The sequence below is a fragment of the Arthrobacter sp. Y3221160 genome, assembly GCF_059092585.1.
In genome coordinates this window covers 1,369,780-1,390,005 of the sequence record NZ_JBNHHU010000001.1, presented here as the reverse complement: position 1 = coordinate 1,390,005, position 20,226 = coordinate 1,369,780, and the positions used below count along the sequence as shown (strand labels likewise).

General features: G+C 68.1%; 21 protein-coding genes. All 21 read left to right on the top strand.

The window, feature by feature from the left end; translation table 11 throughout:
* The first annotated feature begins 50 nt into the window (after window positions 1-50).
* The 21 genes from AC5RWG_RS06330 to fliP all read left to right on the top strand — a co-directional run bounded on the left by AC5RWG_RS06330 (window position 51) and on the right by fliP (window position 20,224).
* Window positions 51-392, top strand: a complete 342-nt coding sequence (locus AC5RWG_RS06330) for a flagellar basal body rod protein FlgB (protein ID WP_493967254.1) — start codon at window positions 51-53, stop codon at window positions 390-392.
* A complete protein-coding gene (locus tag AC5RWG_RS06325) occupies window positions 392-784 on the top strand; it encodes a flagellar basal body rod protein FlgC (RefSeq protein WP_493979188.1) in 393 nt (130 codons plus the stop codon). Before AC5RWG_RS06330 ends, AC5RWG_RS06325 begins: the two co-directional genes overlap by 1 nt.
* The gene (gene fliE, locus AC5RWG_RS06320; RefSeq protein WP_493979187.1) at window positions 784-1,089 is read left to right on the top strand and encodes a flagellar hook-basal body complex protein FliE; all 306 of its coding nucleotides are present in this window, start codon (window positions 784-786) and stop codon (window positions 1,087-1,089) included. Before AC5RWG_RS06325 ends, fliE begins: the two co-directional genes overlap by 1 nt.
* The gene (fliF, locus tag AC5RWG_RS06315; RefSeq protein ID WP_494166612.1) at window positions 1,089-2,723 is read left to right on the top strand and encodes a flagellar basal-body MS-ring/collar protein FliF; all 1,635 of its coding nucleotides are present in this window, start codon (window positions 1,089-1,091) and stop codon (window positions 2,721-2,723) included. The genes fliE and fliF overlap by 1 nt, the downstream gene beginning before the upstream one ends.
* A complete protein-coding gene (gene fliG / locus AC5RWG_RS06310) occupies window positions 2,720-3,739 on the top strand; it encodes a flagellar motor switch protein FliG (protein WP_494166611.1) in 1,020 nt (339 codons plus the stop codon). Before fliF ends, fliG begins: the two co-directional genes overlap by 4 nt.
* On the top strand, window positions 3,729-4,385 hold the full coding sequence (locus AC5RWG_RS06305) for a FliH/SctL family protein (RefSeq protein WP_494166610.1): 657 nt from the start codon (window positions 3,729-3,731) through the stop codon (window positions 4,383-4,385). Before fliG ends, AC5RWG_RS06305 begins: the two co-directional genes overlap by 11 nt.
* On the top strand, window positions 4,382-5,710 hold the full coding sequence (locus tag AC5RWG_RS06300) for a FliI/YscN family ATPase (protein ID WP_494000454.1): 1,329 nt from the start codon (window positions 4,382-4,384) through the stop codon (window positions 5,708-5,710). Before AC5RWG_RS06305 ends, AC5RWG_RS06300 begins: the two co-directional genes overlap by 4 nt.
* A gap of 2 nt (window positions 5,711-5,712) precedes the next feature.
* Entirely contained in the window at window positions 5,713-6,135 is a 423-nt protein-coding gene (locus AC5RWG_RS06295; RefSeq protein WP_494000453.1) for a flagellar FliJ family protein, read from the top strand.
* A 2-nt stretch (window positions 6,136-6,137) separates the two neighbouring features.
* Window positions 6,138-6,992 carry a C40 family peptidase gene (locus AC5RWG_RS06290; RefSeq protein ID WP_494166609.1) on the top strand — a complete coding sequence of 285 codons (855 nt, stop codon included), beginning with the start codon at window positions 6,138-6,140 and terminating at the stop codon, window positions 6,990-6,992.
* A 761-nt stretch (window positions 6,993-7,753) separates the two neighbouring features.
* Window positions 7,754-8,647, top strand: a complete 894-nt coding sequence (locus AC5RWG_RS06285; protein WP_494166608.1) for a flagellar hook-length control protein FliK — start codon at window positions 7,754-7,756, stop codon at window positions 8,645-8,647.
* A gap of 13 nt (window positions 8,648-8,660) precedes the next feature.
* Window positions 8,661-9,179 (top strand): flagellar hook assembly protein FlgD, encoded by a 519-nt coding sequence (locus AC5RWG_RS06280; protein WP_494166607.1) that lies wholly within the window; start codon window positions 8,661-8,663, stop codon window positions 9,177-9,179.
* Window positions 9,180-9,269: 90 nt separating this feature from the next.
* On the top strand, window positions 9,270-10,442 hold the full coding sequence (locus AC5RWG_RS06275; protein WP_494128382.1) for a flagellar hook protein FlgE: 1,173 nt from the start codon (window positions 9,270-9,272) through the stop codon (window positions 10,440-10,442).
* A 563-nt stretch (window positions 10,443-11,005) separates the two neighbouring features.
* Complete coding sequence (locus tag AC5RWG_RS06270) at window positions 11,006-11,239, top strand: RHS repeat-associated core domain-containing protein (RefSeq protein WP_494167102.1); 234 nt, start codon at window positions 11,006-11,008, stop codon at window positions 11,237-11,239.
* Between the two features lie 1,211 nt (window positions 11,240-12,450).
* Window positions 12,451-14,304, top strand: a complete 1,854-nt coding sequence (locus tag AC5RWG_RS06265) for an HNH endonuclease signature motif containing protein (protein ID WP_494166606.1) — start codon at window positions 12,451-12,453, stop codon at window positions 14,302-14,304.
* A 265-nt stretch (window positions 14,305-14,569) separates the two neighbouring features.
* Window positions 14,570-14,887: a flagellar FlbD family protein gene (locus AC5RWG_RS06260; RefSeq protein ID WP_494166605.1), complete on the top strand. Its 318-nt coding sequence runs from the start codon at window positions 14,570-14,572 to the stop codon at window positions 14,885-14,887.
* Window positions 14,888-15,709 (top strand): motility protein A, encoded by an 822-nt coding sequence (locus AC5RWG_RS06255; protein ID WP_494166604.1) that lies wholly within the window; start codon window positions 14,888-14,890, stop codon window positions 15,707-15,709. It begins immediately after the preceding gene.
* A complete protein-coding gene (locus tag AC5RWG_RS06250; RefSeq protein WP_494166603.1) occupies window positions 15,706-16,797 on the top strand; it encodes an OmpA/MotB family protein in 1,092 nt (363 codons plus the stop codon). The genes AC5RWG_RS06255 and AC5RWG_RS06250 overlap by 4 nt, the downstream gene beginning before the upstream one ends.
* 201 nt (window positions 16,798-16,998) lie before the next feature.
* Entirely contained in the window at window positions 16,999-17,916 is a 918-nt protein-coding gene (locus AC5RWG_RS06245) for a flagellar motor switch protein FliM (protein WP_494022517.1), read from the top strand.
* Complete coding sequence (fliN, locus tag AC5RWG_RS06240) at window positions 17,913-18,611, top strand: flagellar motor switch protein FliN (RefSeq protein WP_494166602.1); 699 nt, start codon at window positions 17,913-17,915, stop codon at window positions 18,609-18,611. Before AC5RWG_RS06245 ends, fliN begins: the two co-directional genes overlap by 4 nt.
* On the top strand, window positions 18,612-19,358 hold the full coding sequence (locus AC5RWG_RS06235) for a FliO/MopB family protein (protein WP_494166601.1): 747 nt from the start codon (window positions 18,612-18,614) through the stop codon (window positions 19,356-19,358). It begins immediately after the preceding gene.
* A 14-nt stretch (window positions 19,359-19,372) separates the two neighbouring features.
* Window positions 19,373-20,224, top strand: a complete 852-nt coding sequence (fliP, locus tag AC5RWG_RS06230) for a flagellar type III secretion system pore protein FliP (RefSeq protein WP_494166600.1) — start codon at window positions 19,373-19,375, stop codon at window positions 20,222-20,224.
* Window positions 20,225-20,226: the final 2 nt, after the last annotated feature.

Below are 20,226 nucleotides of genomic sequence, written 5' to 3'. Positions count from 1 at the left end.
CAGGCCATGGATCGGCCGCCCACATGCCAGTAGTAAGACGGGTCTTTGCTGTGTTCGAATCTGTGACGGGGGCTGCCATGCAGAGCGCCCTGGACGGCCTCGCCATGCGCCAGCGCGCCATCGCCAACAACATCGCGAACGTGAACACCCCCGGCTACCATGCGCAGCGCGTCCAGTTCGAGGATGCACTCGCAAAATCGGTGGCCCGCGGGAACGGCAGCGCCAGTGCCACGATGGAACGCTCGCTGGAGCCCACCCGGCTCGACGGCAGCAACGTCAACCTGGACACCGAGACGCTCTCCAACATTGAAACAGTGCTGCGCTACCAGTTTGCAGCCCGTGCCGCCGAGAGTCCTTTCAGCGGCGTCCGCACGGCGATGAGGACCAACTGATGACTTTCGACGCCATTGGAATCGCCGGGACCGGCCTGACCGTCCACCGCAAGTGGCTGGACGCCGTCTCCGACAACCTCGCCAACGCGAACAACGCCACCAGCACCGACGGCGCGGCCTTCCAGGCGCGCTACGTGATCGCCCAGGAAGGCCAGGGCGTCTCCGGCGTGTACGTGGCCGGGGCCGAATTCGGCGAGGCCGAGGGCCGCATGGTCCACGAGCCCGACCACCCGCTGGCGGACGAGGACGGCTACGTCCGCTACCCGGACATCGACCTGTCCCAGCAGATGGGCAACCTGATCCTGGCCCAGCGCGGCTACCAGGCCAACGCGGCCGTGGTGGACCGGGCGAAGACGACCTACGAGGCCGCCCTCCAGATTGGACGCAACTGATGCCGCTCTCTTCCATTCCGCCGATCCAGGGCGTCGCCGGCACCGGTTACCTGCCGGCCGCCGAGGCTCCGCAGGCCACCAACGGCGTCGGCTTTGCCACCTCCCTGACCGGTGCCATCGACAACCTGCAGCAACTGCAGTCCACGTCCAATGAACTGGCCATCCAGGCCGTTACCGGCGACCTGAACGACATCCACAACGCGACCCTGGCCTCCACCCGCGCCGCCGTGACGCTGGAACTCGTGGCAGCCGTCCGGAACAAGGGCGTTGACGCCTTCAACGAGATCATGAGGATGCAGGCCTGATGCCCGGCAAGGTCTCCTCCTGGTTCTCCCGGCTGGGCAAAACCGTCAGCGAGTTCACCGTCGCCCAGCGCACCATCGCGATCATCGGCATCGCCGTCGTCGTGCTCGGCATTGCCGCCCTGACGACGTGGGCGTCGAAGCCCTCCTACACACCGCTGTTTTCCGGGCTGGCCGCGGCCGACGCGAACACCATCGTGGAGCAGTTGCGCACCGACGGGGTGCCGTACGAGTTGACCAACGGCGGCGGGACCATCCTGGTGCCGGAGGACAAGGTCTACGACCAGCGGCTCAAGGCCGCCGCGGCCGGCCTGCCGAGCTCGTCCACCGGCGGCTACTCGCTGCTGGACGACATGGGCGTGACGTCCTCCGAGTTCCAGCAGTCGGTTACCTACAAGCGGGCCTTGGAAGGCGAGCTGGCCTCCACCATCGAGGCGCTCGACGGCGTCAAGACCGCCTCCGTCCGGCTGGCCATCCCGGAGGAGACGGTCTTCGTCTCCGAGAAGGGTGAGGCCACCGCCTCCGTGTTTGTGGACACCGAAAAGACCACCCTGTCCGCCGACCACGTGCAGGCCATCGTTCACCTGACCTCCGCCTCGATCGACGGCATGAAGCCGGAGAACGTCGCCGTCATCGACGCCGCCGGCACCGTGCTCTCCGCCGTGGGCGTGGGCGCTACCGGCTCCGCGGACAAGCAGGCCTCCGACTACGAGGAGCGGGTGCGCGCCTCGGTGCAGAGCATGCTGGACCGCGTGGTCGGGCCCGGCAATTCCTCCGTGGTGGTTGCCGCGGACATGAACTACGAGTCCGCCGAGCGTGTGGAAGAGACCTTCACGACGCCGGACGGCGCGCCGGCCCTGAACGAGTCCGCGCAGATCGAAGAGTACGAGGGAACCGGCGGGGGAGCGGCCGGCGTGCTGGGCCCGGACAACATCGCCGTACCGGGCAACACCGGCGGCGACGGGACCTTCACCTCCGAGTCGGAGACGAAGAACAACGCCCTGAACAAGGTGACCGAGACCCGCGCCATCCCGGCCGGGGCGATCAACCGCCAGACCGTGTCCGTGGCCTTGGACGCCGACGCCGCCGGGGCCCTGAACGTGGCCAACATCGAGGACCTGGTGACCACCGCCGCCGGCATCAACGCCGACCGCGGGGACGAGGTCACGGTCGAACTCGTGCCGTTCAACACCGCCGGCGCGCAGGAGGCCGCCGAGGCGCTGGCCGCCGCGCAGGCCGCCGAGGAAGCCGCGCGCCAGGCCGAGCTGATCCGCACCGCCATCATCACCGCCGGCATCATCCTGCTGGTGATCATCGCCCTGCTGGTCTACGCCCGCTGGTCCCGCCGGCAGAACCGCGAGCCGGTGGACCTGGGCGAGCTGCAGGATTTCCAGCCCGAGATCGAGGCGCCGCAGGACCTGCAGCTTCCCGCGAAGCCCATCATCGTTCCGGAACCGATCCCCGTGGTCACCGGCCCGAACACCACGGCACTGGAGCTCGCCGGCCCGCCGGAGCTGTCCGACGAGCAGAAGGACATGAACCGCAAGCGGGCGGAAATCGACGCCCTGGCCGCCCAGGAACCGGACAAGACCGCCGACTTCCTGCGCTCCCTGATGGATGACAAGCAGAACGCATGACCGAGTTACTGACCACGTTGACCGGCACCCAGAAGGTGGCGGTGGTGCTGATGCAGATGGAACAGGCCCGGGCCGCCGAGGTCATGAAGCGCTTCAGCGAGGCCGAGGCGGAGTTGATCACGGCCGAGCTCGTGAGCATGGGCCGCGTGGACCCCGAGACCGCCGAGGAGGCGTTCAAGGAATTCCATGACATGACGGTCAAGGGCCGTCGCCGGCCCCGCGGCGGCAGGGAGTTCGCCGCCGGCCTGCTGGCCGCCTCCTTCGGCGCGGAAAAGGCCGCCGGCGTGCTCGACCGGCTGGCCACCTCCATGGCCGGGAAACCCTTCGAGTTCCTGGATGACGCCGACCCCACCCAGCTGATCACGCTGCTGAACGGCGAGATCCCGCAGACCATCGCGCTGGTGCTCGCGCATGTGCGCCCGGAGCTGGCGTCCACGGTGATAGCCGGGCTGGAGGATTCGGTGCGGCCGGAGGTAGCCCAGTGCATCGCCACCATGGGCACCGCCACCCCCGAAGCCGTGTCGATCGTGGCGGACACGCTCAAGGTGCGGGCCGGCGCCGTCGTGCCCCGCCAGCAGGTGGAGGTAGTGGGCGGCGTCGGGCCGCTGGTGGACATCATCAACCGCGCCGACGTCGCCACCGAACGCGCGCTCCTGGAGGCCCTGGAGGAACGCGATCCGGAGCTGGCGGAGGAAGTCCGCTCCCGGATGCTCACCTTCGAAGACATCACCAAGCTCGAACCGCGCGACGTGCAGCAGGTGCTGCGTGGCATCGAGATCGCGGTGCTCGCGGTGGCCATGAAGGGCGCCAGCGAACCGGTCACCGAGCTGATCCGCAAGAACGTCTCCGAGCGCAACCGCGACATCCTCGACGACGAGATCAAGGCCACCGGCCCGCTGCGCATGTCGCAGATCGAAGAGGCCCGCGCGGACATCGTCCGCTCGATCCGCGAGCTCGAGGCCAGCGGCATCATCACCGTCCAGCGCGCGGCGGAGGAGGACGAATATGTCTACTGACGCCGCGTTCTCCAGGATGAGTTTCCCCGAGCTGAACACCGGGACCGGGGCCTTCGCCAAGCTGCGCTACACCGAACTGCGCAGCGACGACTCGCAGGACAAGGCGCTGGAACAGGCCAGGGTCCGCGGCCACGCCGCCGGCTACACCGCCGGCATGCGCGAAGGCACCGAGCTGATGCGCGAACGCCAGCTCGCGATGGAGCAGGACCACGCCGCCGCGATGGCGGACGCCCGCGCCCGCCTGCAGCACGCAGTGGCAGCGCTCGGCGCGGCCACCCGTGCGCTGGAGGAGCGGACCGTGCCGGTACTTGCCGCCGCGCAGGACACCCTGGCCGCCGCGGCCATGGAACTGGCCGAAGCCATCCTGGGCCACGAATTGTCCGACGGCGCGGCCTCCGCCCGTTCGGCCCTCACCCGGGCACTGGCCGGGGTGGATGCCTCGCGCGTGCACACCGTGCGGATGAATCCGGCGGACCTGACCATGCTGGCGCCGGAGACGCGGCAGCAGGCCGGCGTGAGCTTTAGCCCCGATTCGTCGCTCGCGCCCGGGGACGCCGTCACCGAATTCGCCGACGGCTTCCTGGACGCGCGGATCGGCGCCGCGCTGGCCCGCGCCAAGGCCGCGCTGCTGGAGGCCCGGCAGTGACCGCGGTCGCCTGGCGCCCCCGCGCCGACCGGTTCGCCGGCGCGCTGGCGGCGGCCCGGCCCCCGCGCTACGGGATGGTGTCCTCGGTGGTGGGCCTCGGCGTCGAGATCATTGGCCTGGATTGCGCCATCGGCGACCTGGTGCTCATTGGCGACGGCCAGGGCGTGGAGGCCGAGGTCGTGGCCACCGGCCGGGACAGCATCCGTTGCATGCCGCTGGGCCGGCTCACCGGGATCAATACCGGCACCCCGGCCAAGGCCAAGGGGGCGCCGGTGCTGGTGCCCACCGGCAACGGGCTGTTCGGCCGGGTGCTGGACGGGATGGGGCGGCCGATCGACGGCAAGGGCCCGCTGGTCTTCGACTCGCTGGTCCCGCTGGACAACGACACCCCGTCCGCCATGCACCGCGCACGGATCGAGACGCCGCTGCAGCTGGGCGTGCGCGTGCTGGACACGCTCACCACCGTGGGCAAGGGCCAGCGCATGGGCCTGTTCGCCGGCTCCGGCGTGGGCAAGTCCTCGCTGCTGTCCATGATCGCCCGCGGCACCGACGCCGAGGTTTCCGTGATCGCGCTGGTCGGGGAGCGCGGGCGTGAAGTCCGCGAGTTCCTCGAAGACGACCTCGGCGAGGCCGGCCTGGCCCGGTCCATCGTGGTGGTCTCCACCTCGGACGAGCCGGCGCTGATGCGGCTGCGCGCCGCCTTCACCGCCACCCGGATTGCCGAATCGTTCCGCGACCGCGGGGCGGACGTGATGCTGATGATGGACTCGCTGACCCGCGTGGCCATGGCCCAGCGCGAGATCGGCCTCTCCGTCGGCGAGCCGCCGGCCACCCGCGGGTATCCGCCGTCGACCTTTTCCCTGCTGGCCCGGCTGCTGGAACGCGCCGGCACCGCCGAAACCGGATCGGTGACGGGGATGTACACGGTGCTCGTGGACGGCGACGACCACAACGAACCGATCGCCGACTCGGCCCGCTCTATCCTGGACGGGCACGTGGTGCTGGACCGCAAGCTGGCCGTTTCCGGGCACTACCCGTCAGTGGATCCGCTCGGCTCGATCTCCCGCGTGGCATCCAAGGTCAACAGCCCGGAGAACTCCCGCGCCGCGGGCGCCCTGCGCAAGGTGCTGGCGGCCCGCAAGGCCGCGCAGGACCTGCTGGACGTGGGCGCCTACCAGCCCGGTTCCAACCCGCTGGTGGACGCGGCCGTCCAGCACGAAGACGACATCAACCTGTTCCTGCAGCAGCGGATGGATGACCAGACGCCGGCCGCGCAGTCGTGGGAGCAACTGCACCGCCTGGCCCGCACCCTTGGAGGTATGTAGAGATGGCACGATCCTTCCCCCTGGCCGGGCTGCTGCGGCTGCGCCAGCTTCAGCAGGACCAGGCCGCCGGCAACCTCGCCGCCGCGAACCACCGCGCCCGCGAGTCCGGCGCCCGGGTGGTCGCTGCCCGCGACGAGTTGGGCGAGATCATCAGCGAAGTCTCCGATGCGGCCACGCTGCACGCGGTGGCCGCGGCCCGCTCCGCCTCGCGCAGCATGCTGGCCGACCTGGAAAACCTGGACCTGGCCCGGCGGAACGAGGCGCAGCAGGCCCAGCAGGAGTTCCTCGCCGTGCGCAAGCAGTCCGTGGGCCTGGAGAAGCTCGAGACCCGACACCTCGCGGCCGAGGCGTTCGAAGAGCTGCGGCGCGAGCAGCTGGTGCTGGACGAACTGTCCACCGGCGCCCGGGGCGGCGACGGACGATGAGCATGACCGACACCCTCGGGCGGATCCAGCAGATCCAGTCCACACTGACCCAGCTCGCCCAGCCCGCCCCCGCCGCGGAAGCCGCGGCCAGGGCAACTGCGGGTGGCAGCACCGGCGGCGCCACGGCAAGCGCGTTCGCCGACGCGCTGACGGCGGCAGCCCAGGCCCCCGCCGGCGCCGCTTCCGGGACCGGCGCCGTGAGCGGGACCGGGGCCGGGGCCGCGACCGGTACCGCCGCCGAGCTGATCAAGGCCACGGAGAAGTACGTGGGCCTGCCCTACGTCTGGGGCGGCAACGACGCGTCCGTCGGCCTCGACTGCTCGTCCTTCGTGCAGCACGCCTTCCGCGACGTCGGCATCGACCTGCCGCGCGTCACCTGGGACCAGATGAAGGAAGGCACGCCGGTGGCTTCCATGGCCGACGCCAAGCCCGGCGACCTGCTCTTCAGTTTCGACGGCGGCCACGTCTCCATCTACCTGGGCAACGGCAAGGCCATCGATGCCCCCCAGCCCGGCGACACGATTAAGGTACGCGACGCCTGGGAGAACGACTCCAACCTCACCACCATCCGCCGCATCCTGCCCGAGGAGTCCTCGGTCCAGGCAGCAGGCGCCGGTTCCGGCGTGGCTGCCGGCGCCGCCGGATTGAGCGCGGACCAGCAGAGCGCGCTGACCGAACTGATCGGCGCAGCCCAGCTCTCTACGTCCACTGGGCTGAGCTCCATGCTCACCGGGCAGAACGGCAACACCGGACTGGCCTCGACGCTCAACGGCGGTCAGGGCTCCGGCGGCGCCGGACAGCTGACCGACCTGCTGGCCGCCGCGCAGGCGGCCATGGCGAGGGGACGAACCGCATGAGCCTGCCCGTGAACTCCCTGCCCGTCGCCCCGGCGTCCTCCGCCCGTTCCGGCGGGCCGGCTGCCGCGCGCTCCTCTTCTCCCGGCTTCGACGCCGCCATGCAGGATGCGCTGAGGCACGGTTCCGTTGCTTCCGCCAAGCGTTCCAAGCACGACGGCGGTGCCTCCGCTGGGGGCCCCGGGGCTGCCGCGGCTACCGCCGGGTCAACCGGGGCGGCCGGAACTGCCCGGGGTGAAACCGGTCGCGGTGCAGCATCGCAACCAGGCAACGGCACGGCCGAGTCCGCCACCGGTCCCGCTACTGCTCCTTCCCGCGACGCTGCAGCCACTGATCCGGCGGCCGCAGTCGCCGGTCACGGCGGCGCTAAGGCACCTTGGCCGCTCCTGGCCGGGCAAGGCCTCACCGCCGGCGATCCGACCAGCGCGGGTACGCCGATCGGCGAAGTGGGTGCCGACGCGGCTCAGTCCCCGGTGACGGCCGATGCTGCCGCCGGAAGCCAGCAGGACGCCGGTGAGGGCGCTTCCGATGGCCGCGGTGGCTTCGGGATGTCAGGTGCAACCGGTGCATTTTTCGGTACTGGCGGCTGGCCCTCCTTTGTCGACGGCACGGCAGGCGCCGGAGCATCCGCTGGGGCCAGCTTGGTTGGCCCGGCAGCTTCCGACTCCGCAGCAGCCGCAACCCAGGCTGGTACTGCGTCCGCCGCTGGCCCTGTTGACGGCGGGAGCGTCGCCGGGGAACGCGCAGGAAGTCCGGCTGCCACCTTGGCACGTGCTGCCGCAACAGACACCGGTGCACCCGGGCCGGGCGCTGGAGCAGCGACAGCCGCCGCGACAACCCCCGCGGCCGGAACCGGCGTGGTGCCGGTGGCCGGGACAGGCGACACTGCTCAGAACCAACAGGCCGGCCCGGTGGGGCCGGCGGTTCCCACCCAGCCCGCAGCCCAGGCGACCATTCCCACGCAGCCGACCACCGGCGTCGTGCTTCCCGGACAATCCGTACCGGGCGCTCCTGCCGGCGGGGCCGCGACTGGTGTGGCCGCAACGGCAGCGACCGCCACAGCCGCCGCCGCAGCGGGGCGCGGCGAGAGCGAACAGCTGCAGCCGGGCCTCCAGGTGCCGGTCGCCGGACAGCCGGTCCCGGTGTCCCAGCCCACGGCTGCCGCCCCCGCCACGGCGCCCGCTCCCGTCCCGCCGCACCAGCAGCTGCCGTTCGCCGCGCAGGTGGCCCGCCCGCTCTTTACGCTCTCGCAGGCCAAGCCCGGCGAGCACGTGATGACCATCAGCGTCACCCCTGACAACCTGGGCCCGGTCACCGTCCGCGCCCACGTGACGGGCGAGGGCGTCCGCGTGGAGCTCTTCGCCCCGAACGACGCCGGCCGGGACGCCTTGCGCGTCGTCATGGCCGACCTGAAGCGCGATCTTGCGGCCACCGGCCTGAACGCCAACCTTGACCTGTCCAACCAGAACCGCCCGAACGATGCGCGCCCCGGCATGCAGTTCGGCCCCGACGGCCGGCCCTCCGGCGGCCCGCAGGGACAGGAAGGCCGCCCCGGCACGGCCACCGGAACCGCCGGAGACACGGCCCCGGACACGACCGACCCATCCGCCCTGAGACGTCCCTACGGGATATCGACCAGCCTCGACGTGCTGGCCTGAGACAAGGAGAACCATGCCCACCGACTCAGTCGCGCCCGTTGGCACAGTCGCCCCGACGTATACCGCCCCGCCCGTGCGCGCACCGAAGCAGTCTATGGACGGCGAGATGTTCATGCACCTGCTGGTCACCCAGCTGCAGAACCAGGACCCCAGCTCGCCGATGGACACGAACCAGATGATCTCGCAGTCCACGCAGCTGGCCATGATGGAAAGCATCGCCACCATGACCACCACCAGCGAGGAGAACTTCTCGCTGCAGATGCGTGGCGTAGCCGCGGCGCTGGTGGGCCGCGAGGTCAGCTACTACGGCGCGGACGGCTCCCTGGTCACCGGCACCGCAACCTCAGTCTCCTACGCCGGGCCGGTCCCGCAGGTGATCGTGGACGGCCGGGAGATCCCGCTGGACCTGGTCGCCGGGATTACCGCCGCCGGCGCGCCGGGGGAGTCGGGTACTGGTGAAGCCACCAACGACGCCGGTGCCGCCGGCTTGGGTGCCAACGACGCCGGTACCACCGGGGGTGCCGCCGCCTGAGATGTTTCCCCCTAAGCCGGCTTATGCCGCCACCAAATTTTCCCAATCACTGAATTACCCGTCCGTTCCACCCTCCGAAAGGCGCTGATCATGCTCCGCTCGCTCTACTCCGGAATCTCCGGACTCCGCTCCCACCAGACCATGCTTGATGTCACCGGCAACAACATCGCCAACGTCAACACCACCGGCTTCAAGGCCTCCTCCGTCCAGTTCCAGGACACCCTGTCCCAAATGACGCAGGGCGCAGGCGGCCCGCAGGCCCAGGCCGGCGGCACCAATCCCGCACAGGTGGGCCTCGGCGTGCAGGTGGCCGGCATCTCCACCAACTTCACCCAGGGCTCCTCGCAGGCCACGGGCAAGGCCACCGACATGATGATCTCCGGCGACGGATTCTTCGTCACCACCAAGGGCGGCGAGCAGCTTTACACTCGCGCCGGCGCCTTCGAACTCGATTCCATGGGGCGCCTCGTCTCCCCGGACGGGGCCATCCTGCAGGGCTGGATGGCAGATGCCGACGGAAACATGCCCGTTGGCGGCCCCATTGGCGCAATCGATCTTTCCCCCGACGCCATTTCCAAGGCCCGTGCCACTTCCGAGGCAGTGCTCGCAGGGAACCTTCCGTCTGACGCGAAGCAAGCAGATGCCCTCGTCCGCGATGTTGAGGTCTTTAAGGCGGACGGCACCAAGGCGAGCCTCTCCCTGACGTTCACTCGGACACCAGACGGCTGGGATGTCTCCAAGACCGGCAGCGGGACTGTCGGTGCATCGCTTGCGCTCAACGGGAACGGCGTCCTGACGCCTAGCGGCCCCATGGCGGTTGACGGCATCAACGTTAATCTGACGAGTCTCAGCGGTTACGCAGGCATGACTACCGTTGGATTCGACAGTCAGAACGGTCGTGCGGCCGGAACCCTTGAATCCTTCACCATGAGCCCGGATGGCACACTCATGGGATCCTTTAGTAACGGGGACCAGGCCGTCGTCGGCCGGGTTGCACTGGCCAACTTCACCAACCCGGGAGGCCTCGAAAAGGCGGGTTCGTCGTCGTACCGTGCAACTGCCAACTCCGGCCAGGTGGAACTCGGCACTGCAGGCACCGGCGGCCTCGGCACGCTGGCAGGCGGCTCGCTGGAAATGTCCAATGTGGACCTCTCCCAGGAATTCACTAACCTGATCGTCGCGCAGCGCGGCTTCCAGGCCAACGCCCGCATCATCACCACCTCCGATGAGGTGCTGCAGGAACTGACTAACCTGAAGCGCTAAAATTTCGGAACTTTTACCCTGTCTCCTAGCAGACATGGGAAAATAGCCCCGGTCCGATACGTTCGGACTGGGGCTATCTCCTATTTGTGTGATCTGCATTACACTCGTCCCAATACCGGGGGGCAGGTTCATGTCTAGGACACGCATCCAATAGGGCGGCGGGTGGGATTCGATCGTCGTCGAGCAGGAGCTCGGCGTGCCCCGCTGGACATCCCGCCCGTCCTCTCGCCGGTGCTCACCGTGGACGGACTGTAGTGGGGGCTGCTGGGGCTCCGCTGGTGGTGGGGCCGTGGTCTCCGCGGGCACCGAGCATAGGAGCTGCGGACTCTTGTTGAAGTGCAGTCAACCCAACCGAATCGAGGCAGGGCATGCGTAAGAGGCAGCACATCGCTGTATATATGTCCATGGCGATCTTTGCGCTGTTGGCGGCGCTATACGCCGCGCTCGTTTTGGATTCGAGTCAAGCCGTTCCTAGAGCAGTTATCCTTCTGTGCGCTGTTGTATTGCTCGCGACTGCAGTTTGGGGATACGTAATGAATGTTCAACGAAGGTGACGCTCAGACATCCATCGCCGTTGCCCAAACCCCTACCTCTTCAAGCAAGCCATCCAAGACCGCGCCACCGGCTGGGTCAAGTTCGGTGCCCGCTACTACAACCCTGACACTGCACGTTTCACCCAGCAGGACACCCTCGACACTCCCCTCGAGCGGGGTCGCCGCTTCCATTGCCCTCGGATTGGGCACTCTGAGCGGGGGGATGGGGGACCGTCATTACCTTCGGAGCCAGTTGCGCGCTGAGCGTTGCTACAGGTATTTTTTGCGGAATTTAGTAACGGACAACCCAGCAGACGCCATGAGCATAGAAATGGTCTGAACTATCTTGCTTTCCTCGGAGACTTGGCTCGGATAGGTAACGCCCTTCGTTAGATTGGAGTGACAATGTTCCCGAAAAGAGGGCAGGTCTGGACTTACCGTCAAAGAGGGCGATTCCTTACTCTCATGATGGGCATACCGCTAGTCCTGATGCTGGTTGCTGGCATCTACTTCATGATTACTGAGTCGAATTGGACACTCATCCTCGTAACCATACTTGGCCTCATGTTTTTGGCTATGTTCTTATTCGACAGCGAACGCAAGCATCGTGGAGAACCTTGAATTGGGCGCCGAACGCGAACCGGCCCTGGTTTCGAACATGGCCGTCTGGGAACCCTCGCATCTGTAGTGGGAGCCGTCGGAGGGCTGGGTGTGTGTGGGCATTGGGTTACACAACTTATGAGGACTCGTGATGAAACTAAGAGTTGCCGTTATCACTCCCGCCCTCGTACTCATGCTTGCGATGTGTGGTTCTTCTGGCAACGGCCGCCTTCGTCCTGACGATGACGGCCCTGGCACTGACCGTGCCTTCGGATCTGCTGCCCCTTCCTTTAATCGCCACGATCGTCGCAGCGGTTGCGGCGGGGGTGACTGCACTCCTTCTGGAGCGCCGGTCGAGGCAGTAACGTGCGGCTCCGGGTGCGGCCGCGGCTGGAACGGGAGTGGGATGAGCGTGACCCCTACGCCGGCTGAGCGGAGATGGATCCAAGCTTCTTTTTATCGGATCAGGCCTGCGATCTAGAGGGGCACTGCCTACAGGATGGTAGAGAGATTGCAGACCATTTCCTCATCGTCACCCCTAAGATCACGTACCGCCCTTGTCGGATTCCGCCGCGCTGCCGAAAGCCGCGCCCGGTCCCGGAAACCTTCACACGTGAGCATTCCGACGGTCACAGGGGGCGACCCTCCGGTTGCGGTCCGCCTTCCCGGAGCTGCGAAATGATTACCGCCTAAGTGCAGCTGCCGGACCGTTCGCGGGCAGCTGCAGCGGCCGCCTGCACTGTTCCCGGGGTGCCGCTATTTCTTTGCCGCGAAATCAGACCTCGGTTCACCAGTTGCTTCAGTTGCGTGGCACTACTCCTACACACTGGGCCCTTTTGATGGCTATCGAATCTGTGTACGAATAAAATTGTGGTATGGCTCTTGCACCGTTGGAACGCACCGGGGAGATGGAAGCATCTCTGGACCAGGCGTGTGTCCTGCTGCAGGATGTCGGCGACCGCTTCCCCGTTGAGTTGTCGTCCCTGTCTACCCGGGACCTGGCCAACACGGTGGCGGCGGTCGAGGGTGTTTCGAAGCTCGTGGAGTTCCTGCAGGCCGTCGGCGCCCACGCGGTGGAGCGGGCGGACATCGCCGCCAACGGGGAACATGCAACGGTGTCAGGACTCGGAGCAAGCGCCGGGGCCGGCGCAGAGCCATGTGCCGCCGCGTCGGGCACCGCGGGGGCGGGGGAGTGGGCGGACCCGGCGGCGGCGATCAGCACCGGCGGCGTGGACGCAGCGGCCCCGGAGGGGTCCGGGTCCAAGCGGGTGCGGCGCCGCCGCAAGACGGAGTTCGCGAACACGGCGGAGTATCTGCGCTCCCGGCTGGGAATCGGGATTGTCGAGGCGCGGCGCCGGCTGCGGGTCGGCAAGGCGATCACCGCGCCGGTGCGGTTGAACGGGGAACCGGGTGCGCCGGCGCTGCCGGTCTTGGCCGAGGCCATGGCCGGCGGTGAGGTCAGCGGCCAGTCCGCGGCCCTGGTGGTCGATTCCCTGGACCGGGCCCGCCACGCCGGTACCCCGGAGGCGTTGCAGGCGATGGAAGCGTCGCTGGTCCGGCAGGCCGTGGACGCCGATGCGGACACCCTGGTGATGGTGGCCAGGACGTGGGAAACCGTCGTCGACCAGGACGGTGCCGAACCGTCCGAGGAGGAACTGCGGGCCCGGCAGGGCATGTTCTACCGCGGCCGGCGCCGCGGGCTGCACCAGTTCGTCATCAACACCACCGACGCCCAGTACGAAGCCCTCGCCACCGTGATGAACAGCGCCGCGAACCCACGGATCCGCCCCGACGCCATCGAAACCGCCGCCACCGACCCTGCCGCCAACAGCCCATCCGACGCGTGCCCTGCTGGTTCGGGAGATTCCCACACCGAAGGTGGCGGATCCCCGGTCGCCGGCGGCGGTAAACATGATGGTCCCGGCGCCGTAACCGCGGAGACAGCCAGGGGCGCCGGCGCCGGTGGCGGCACAAACGGCGCCGGGACAGGCCCGGAGAACGCGGCAGGCGCTGCTGAGGCTGACGACGGCGAAATCTCCGACCCGCGGGACGACGTGCCGTCGGGCCCCGAACCCGGTCTCCCTGGTGGAGGCCCCTGTGTGGATCCGGCCGTGGTGGAGGCGATGGATGACTGCACCCGGGCGCAGAAGCTGCTCGCTGGCCTGGTCGGGGCGTGCCGGATCGCGTTGAACACCGGCAGGCTTCCGGACTCGGGCGGGCACCGCACCCAGGTGATCGTCACCACCGGGTACGAGCAGCTGGCCGGACTGCTCTCTGGCGGCGGCAGCGCGGTCTTCACCGGTCCGGTCTCGGCCACCACGGTCCGCCGGATGGCCTGCGACGCCGAGATCATCCCGGCCGTCCTCGGTTCAGAAGGCGAAATCCTGGACCTGGGCCGGTCCCAACGGTTCTTCAACCGCGCCATCCGCCGGGCCCTGGTCGCCCGGGACAAGGGCTGCGCCTTCCCCGGGTGCAGCATGCCCGCGTTCTGGACCGAGGCCCATCACATCATCCCCTGGTGGGCCGGCGGCCGCACCGACGTCAACAACGGAGTATGCCTCTGCCTGCTCCACCACGACCTGATCGAGCAAGGGAACTGGGAGATCACCGTCGTCGACGGCATCCCCTGGTTCACCCCGCCGGACTACATCGACCCGCGCCGCAAACCGCTGCGCAACACCTACTGGCACACCCACATCCCACCCCAACCACTCCAAGCCACTGGATGATGAGGCAGGCCTCCCGCGATGCCCGCTGTCCAGTCTTGCTACGGGAGCTACGGGATGAATCACCACCCAGACAGCAGCTGGGGCCTTCTTTAGGGTCGCTGAGTGAATGTCTTGCTGCGGCAAGACCCGGAATCAGGACCAAGTCCAGCCACTCTCCGCGTGACGCGCGCGACAAGTGGGCTGGGCAGCTAACCGCGGGGCGCGCGCGGCCGAAGGTAGTAGGTAGCGGCTCACCGGAGCCCTCGAGAGACCTGGGACGGGGCCAATGATCGTAGTAACGCGGCTGAATGACAGCCAGTTTGCGGTCAACCCTGACCTGATTGAGCGCGTCCATTCCAACCCGGACACCACTTTGGTGATGGTTGACGGCGCCAAGTACATCGTCACCGAGACGATGAGCCAGGTCATCGAGATGATCGCCAGCTACCGCGCGTACGTGCTGCACCTGGCCCGTGAGCTGCCGCCTTCAGTCCACCAGCACGGTCACCCCCAGCTCGGCCTCGTGCCACCAGCCGCCCCGGCCCCCGGAGACAACTCCGCGGATTCCGGCAACACTGTGCCGCTGCGCCCTAGGAATACGTAAATGGATCCCGCAACACTTATTGGCCTCCTGCTGGCCTTCGGCTCGCTCTACGCCATGATCACCCTCGAGGGCGCCCACGTCTCGGCGCTCCTCATCCCGGCTCCCATGATCCTGGTCTTCGGTGCAACTATCGCCGTGGGCCTGGCCAGCACCACCCTCAGGGACGGCCTGCATGCTTTTAAAGCGTTGCCCCGGGCTTTCACCGGCAAGGTGGCGAAGCCCCAGACGGTCATTGACCGAGTCGTCGAGCTGGCCGAAAAGGCGCGCAGCGAGGGCCTGCTGGCACTGGACGCAGAGGCGACCGAGGAAAAGGACCCGTTCATGCAGCGGGCGCTGCAGAACATCGCCGACGGCACCGACGGCGAGGAACTGCGGATCCTTCTCGAAGACGAGATCAGCACGAAGGCACGCGCCGATCGCCAATCCTCCAAGTTTTTCATGGGCATGGGCGGCTACGCCCCGACCATAGGCATCATCGGCACCGTCGTATCGCTGACGCACGTGCTGGAAAACCTCTCCACCCCGGACACCCTCGGACCGATGATTGCGACGGCGTTCGTCGCCACGCTGTGGGGATTGCTCTCCGCCAACTTCATCTGGCTGCCGATCGGCGGCAAGCTGAGGCGCTTGGCCGACCTGGAAACCGAGCGCATGACCCTGCTGATGGAAGGCATGCTGGCCGTCCAAGCCGGCAGCCAGCCGCGCCTGTTGGGCGAACGCCTGCGTGCCATGGTTCCGGAGCATGAGATGGGCGCGGGGAAGCAGGGCAAGGAAGGCAAACCCGGGAAGTCCGACGACAAGCCTGCGGTCAAGGCAGCATGAAGTCGCGGCGCCCGCGCCGGCCGCTCGGCGCGGAAGAGGACGAGCACCCGGACGAGCGGTGGATGGCCTCCTACATGGACATGGTCACCGTGCTGATGTGTATGTTCATCGTGCTCTTCGCCATGTCCACGGTGGATGCGGCGAAGTTCGAGAAGCTGGCCAACTCGTTGGCCACCGGTTTTGGCGTGGAACGCACCCAAGCGGTTGATACGGCCGAAGGGGTAGTGGTCCCGTCTGAACTCATCGACGAGGAGGGCCAGGGGTTTACCAGTGGTGACGCCAAAGAGGACACCGAGGGTGAACTGAAAACCGATCTCGACGTGGCCATCAAGGAAGTCAACGACCTGCGCAACATCCAGGAGAAGATCACCAAGGGGTTGCAGGAAGAAGGCCTTGAGAAAGCGGTCCGTTTCCAGCTTGACGAACGGGGCCTGACCGTTCGCCTGATTGGCAGCGAGACGTTCTTCGAGCCGGACTCGCCGGTGCTCACCCGGCAGACCATCAAGATCCTGAACGTGGTGGGCCCGGTGCTAAGGCCGGTCGGCTACGAGCTGAAGGTGGAAGGCCACACGGCCCAGGTGCGCCACCTGGACCCGAACGCATTGGACTGGGAGCTTTCCTCGGAACGTGCCGTGAACGTGCTCCGCCATCTGGTGGAAGACAGCGGCGTGGTTTCGAACCGCATCTCCGCGGTCGGATTCGGGGAATCCAGGCCGCTGACCCGCAGCGGGAGCGATGCAGATCTCGCCATGAACCGCCGCGTGGACATTGTGGTGCTCTCCGGCCAGCCGGAGGCCATCCGCAACCTGATTCCTGAGGTCATGAAGGATCCTGCCGGTGCCGCTAAAGAGGCCGCCGCGAAACGTGCGGAATTGGCCAAGAAGGCCGCCGAAGCCGAAGCAGCGGAACAGGCGGAGGCCGAGTCGGCTGAAACCGAAGCCCCTGAGGACAAACCTGCCGAGCGCGTAGCAGGCGAACCGGGTAAAAGCTCCGGGCGCGACGTGGTCACCGGCGGTGGCAGCAGCGGCGGCCCGGGGCCGGACGCCACCTACGCGCCGGCCCCCGGCGGGGCATCCTCCGACCACTGAGCGCCCGCCTCTGGCACAGGCCTGCCGGCGTTGGTAGTCCTCCCACTGAGCGCCCGCCTTCGGCACCGGCCGGCCTGCGTTGGGTAGTCCTCCGAGCACGGGGTGCCGCCTCCGGCACCGGGCGGTCCGTGTTGGACGTGACGCGGGGGACCCTCACCCGCATTATCCAAACTCCTAACATCCCGAACCACGCTGCCGATAGTGCCTGCTGTGACGGTCCAGGAACATGCGCACTCTAGCGCGCCCGAAAAGCCGGCCAGAGCCGTCGAAGTTTACGACTTCCGGCGGCCGACCACCCTGGCGCGCGAGCATTCCCGCGTGCTGGAGTTGGCCTTCGAAACATTCGCCCGACAGTGGGGCACCCAGCTGACTGCCAAGGTCCGCGTGATCTGCACGGTCACGTCGGAGCAGGTCCAGATGCAGACCTACGACGAGTACGCGGCCTCGTTGCCGGCCAGTACTGCGATGGTTCTCTGCGCCCTCGATGACATCACCGGCAAGGCCGTGATCCAGTTTCCGACCAAGGCCGCGATGACGTGGGTCGACCATATGCTGGGCGGCAACGGCAGCCACGACTATCCGGACCGCAAGTTCACGCAGATTGAACAGGCCCTGGTCAGCCGGTTGATGGAGGATGCGCTGGAGGACCTGCGCTACTCGCTGGGTTCCCTGCTCACCACGCCCATCAGCCTGGACCAGATCCATTACAACTCGCAGTTCGCGCAGGCGGCGGCCACCAACGACCTGATGATCGTTGCCACCTTCGAAATCCGTGTCGGCGACCTGTCCGCGCCCGCCACGGTCGCCATCCCGGCCGAGGTACTGCTGACCCAGCTGCGTGATTCGTTCGCGATGAGCAGCCCGGCCAACGCGCGAAAACTGCTGGAGACCCAGCTGGTGCAAATCCCGGTGGACGTATCCCTGCAGTTCGCCCCCATGCGCGTCCGGCCCGGCCAGGTCCTGGACCTGGCCATCGGCGACCTGCTGCCGCTGCCGCACCCGCAACACCGCCCGCTGGATGTTGCCATCAACGGCGAACGGCTGGCACACGCCGCCGTGGGCGCCAACGGCAACCGCCTGGCCGGAGTCATTGTTACAACCGAGGAGAACGCCCGATGACACAGACCCAGACCCTTCAGGCTGCTGCCGCCGACGCGCTCCTGGGGCTGCTGCCCACCAACACGCCGCTCTACGCGGCGCGCCAGGATGAAGGCGGGCCGCTGCCGGGGCAGGTGGCCTCCGCCGTCGTCGGGTCCTTCGTGGGCGGAACCTCGGCCGACGTGGCCTTGGTGGTGGCCGACCATGCCGCCCTGTCCGCAGCCGCGGGCACGGATTCCCCCTTGGTGTCTGCCGCCGACCTGTTGCGCCCGGCGCTGGAAGCTGCCACCTCCGTGCTCGGCGCCGGTGTGCTGGGCGAGGCACGCGTCGGCAACGCCGCGGCGCTGTTCTCCGATCCGGAAGCCGCCGTCTTCAAGCTCACCGGCGGCGACGGCGAGGCCGGCGGCTGGTTCGCCATCCGGCTGCGCGAGAACCCGGCCGGGCACGGCGCCGACGACTCGGTGTTGGCCAAGCTGGGCCGCATCAACAACGTCGAAATGGCGCTGACGGTGGAGATTGGCCGCACGCGGATGTCCGTGCGCGACGTGCTGAACCTGGAACCGGGCGGCGTGATCGAACTGGACCGCTCGGCCGGCGCCCCCGCCGACGTGCTGCTCAACGGCCGGCTGATCGCCCACGGCGAGGTCGTCGTCGTCGACCAGGACTACGCCGTGCGCATCACCAAGATCCTCGACGTGCCCGAAGGACTCCTCTAAATGGAGACAGTCGTCCTTGCCGTGCGGGTAGCGCTCTCGCTGGCCGTGGTACTGGGGCTGCTCTGGGTGCTGCAGCGCCGCTTCAGCCGCGGCGCCCGCACCGGCGCCCGCAAGCTGGTGCGCGTGGTGGAACGCCAGACCATCGGGCCCAAGGCCGCCGTCGTGGTGGTGGACGCCGACGGCCAGCGCTTCGTGCTGGGCGTGACGGACCAGGCGGTGCACGTGCTGGACAGCCGCGAAGCGCCGGTCGAAGAGGCGGCCGAGCCCGCCCACCGCGCCCCACAGACCGCGGCGGACAGCTTCTCCCGGCTGCTGGAACTGGCCACCGGCCGCGCCTCGGGCCAGGACCAGGCCGCTGCGGCCGTCGCGGCCCCATCCGGCCCGGTCGACGCCGCCGTCGCCGCCCGTCGGGCAGCACCCTCCGACGGCGACGCCGGTGTCCCGCGCCGTGCGGCCCGTCGTGCCGCCGCTATGCCCGAGCAGCCCGTCGAACAAACGTTTCAAGAGCACCGTGACGTCGCGCAGGAGTTCGACGAGCCGCACCACGACGGCGACGTCATTCCCCTCCGGCAGGCCGGACTGTATCCGATCGACGGCGGACGGCGTTCCGTCCGCACGGGCCGCCGGGCGTCGCGTCCGGCCGGCCGGCAGGAGCAGGCTCCGGATTCCCCGCTGGCCGGGTCCATCCTGTCGCCGTCCACCTGGAAGCAGACCGCCGAAGCCCTGAAGCAGGTCCGTTCGCGTTGAGAAGCACCGGCATCATGGCCTTGACGGCGGGCCGCTGGCCCCGTCTGGCCACCGCAGCATTGCTGGCATTACTGCTGGCAGTGGCCTTTGCCGTCGCCGCCGCCATCCTGAGCGCTCCGTCCGCCTTCGCGTCGCCGGTCGCCCCGGTTCCCCCCGTTGACCCGCTGGCCCCCGTCGAACCGGGCTCGCCGGACGGCGCCGGCGGGTTCTCGGTGGAGATCAACGGGCCCAACGGCACGCCGTCGTCCGCCGTCATCACGCTGCTGGGCATCACGCTGCTGTCGGTGGCCCCCGCGCTGCTGCTGATGATGACGTCCTTCACCAAGATCTTCGTGGTGCTGGCGATGACCCGGAACGCGCTGTCCCTGCCCTCCATCCCGCCGAACCAGGTGCTGGCCGGGCTGGCACTGTTCCTGTCGCTGTTCATCATGTGGCCGGTGCTGACCCAGGTGAACGAGCTGGGCGTCCAGCCGTATATGGAAGGGACCACGGACTTCACGGATGCGGTGGGCGCCGCCGCCGCTCCGCTGCAGAACTTCATGCTGGCGCACACCCGCGAAGAAGACCTGGCGCTGATGATGCGGGCCGCCGACCTGCCCAACCCGGAGAATCCCGAGGCCGTGCCGCTGCAGACCCTGATCCCGGCGTTCATGATTTCCGAGTTGCGCGCCGCGTTCATCATCGGGTTCGTCATCTTCGTGCCGTTCCTCGTGATCGACCTGGTGGTGGCCTCGGCGCTGATGTCCATGGGCATGATGATGCTCCCGCCGGTGATGATTTCGCTGCCGTTCAAGATCCTGCTCTTCGTGCTGGTGGATGGCTGGGGCCTGATCATCACCGCCCTGGTCGGAAGTTACGGTACCTAGCC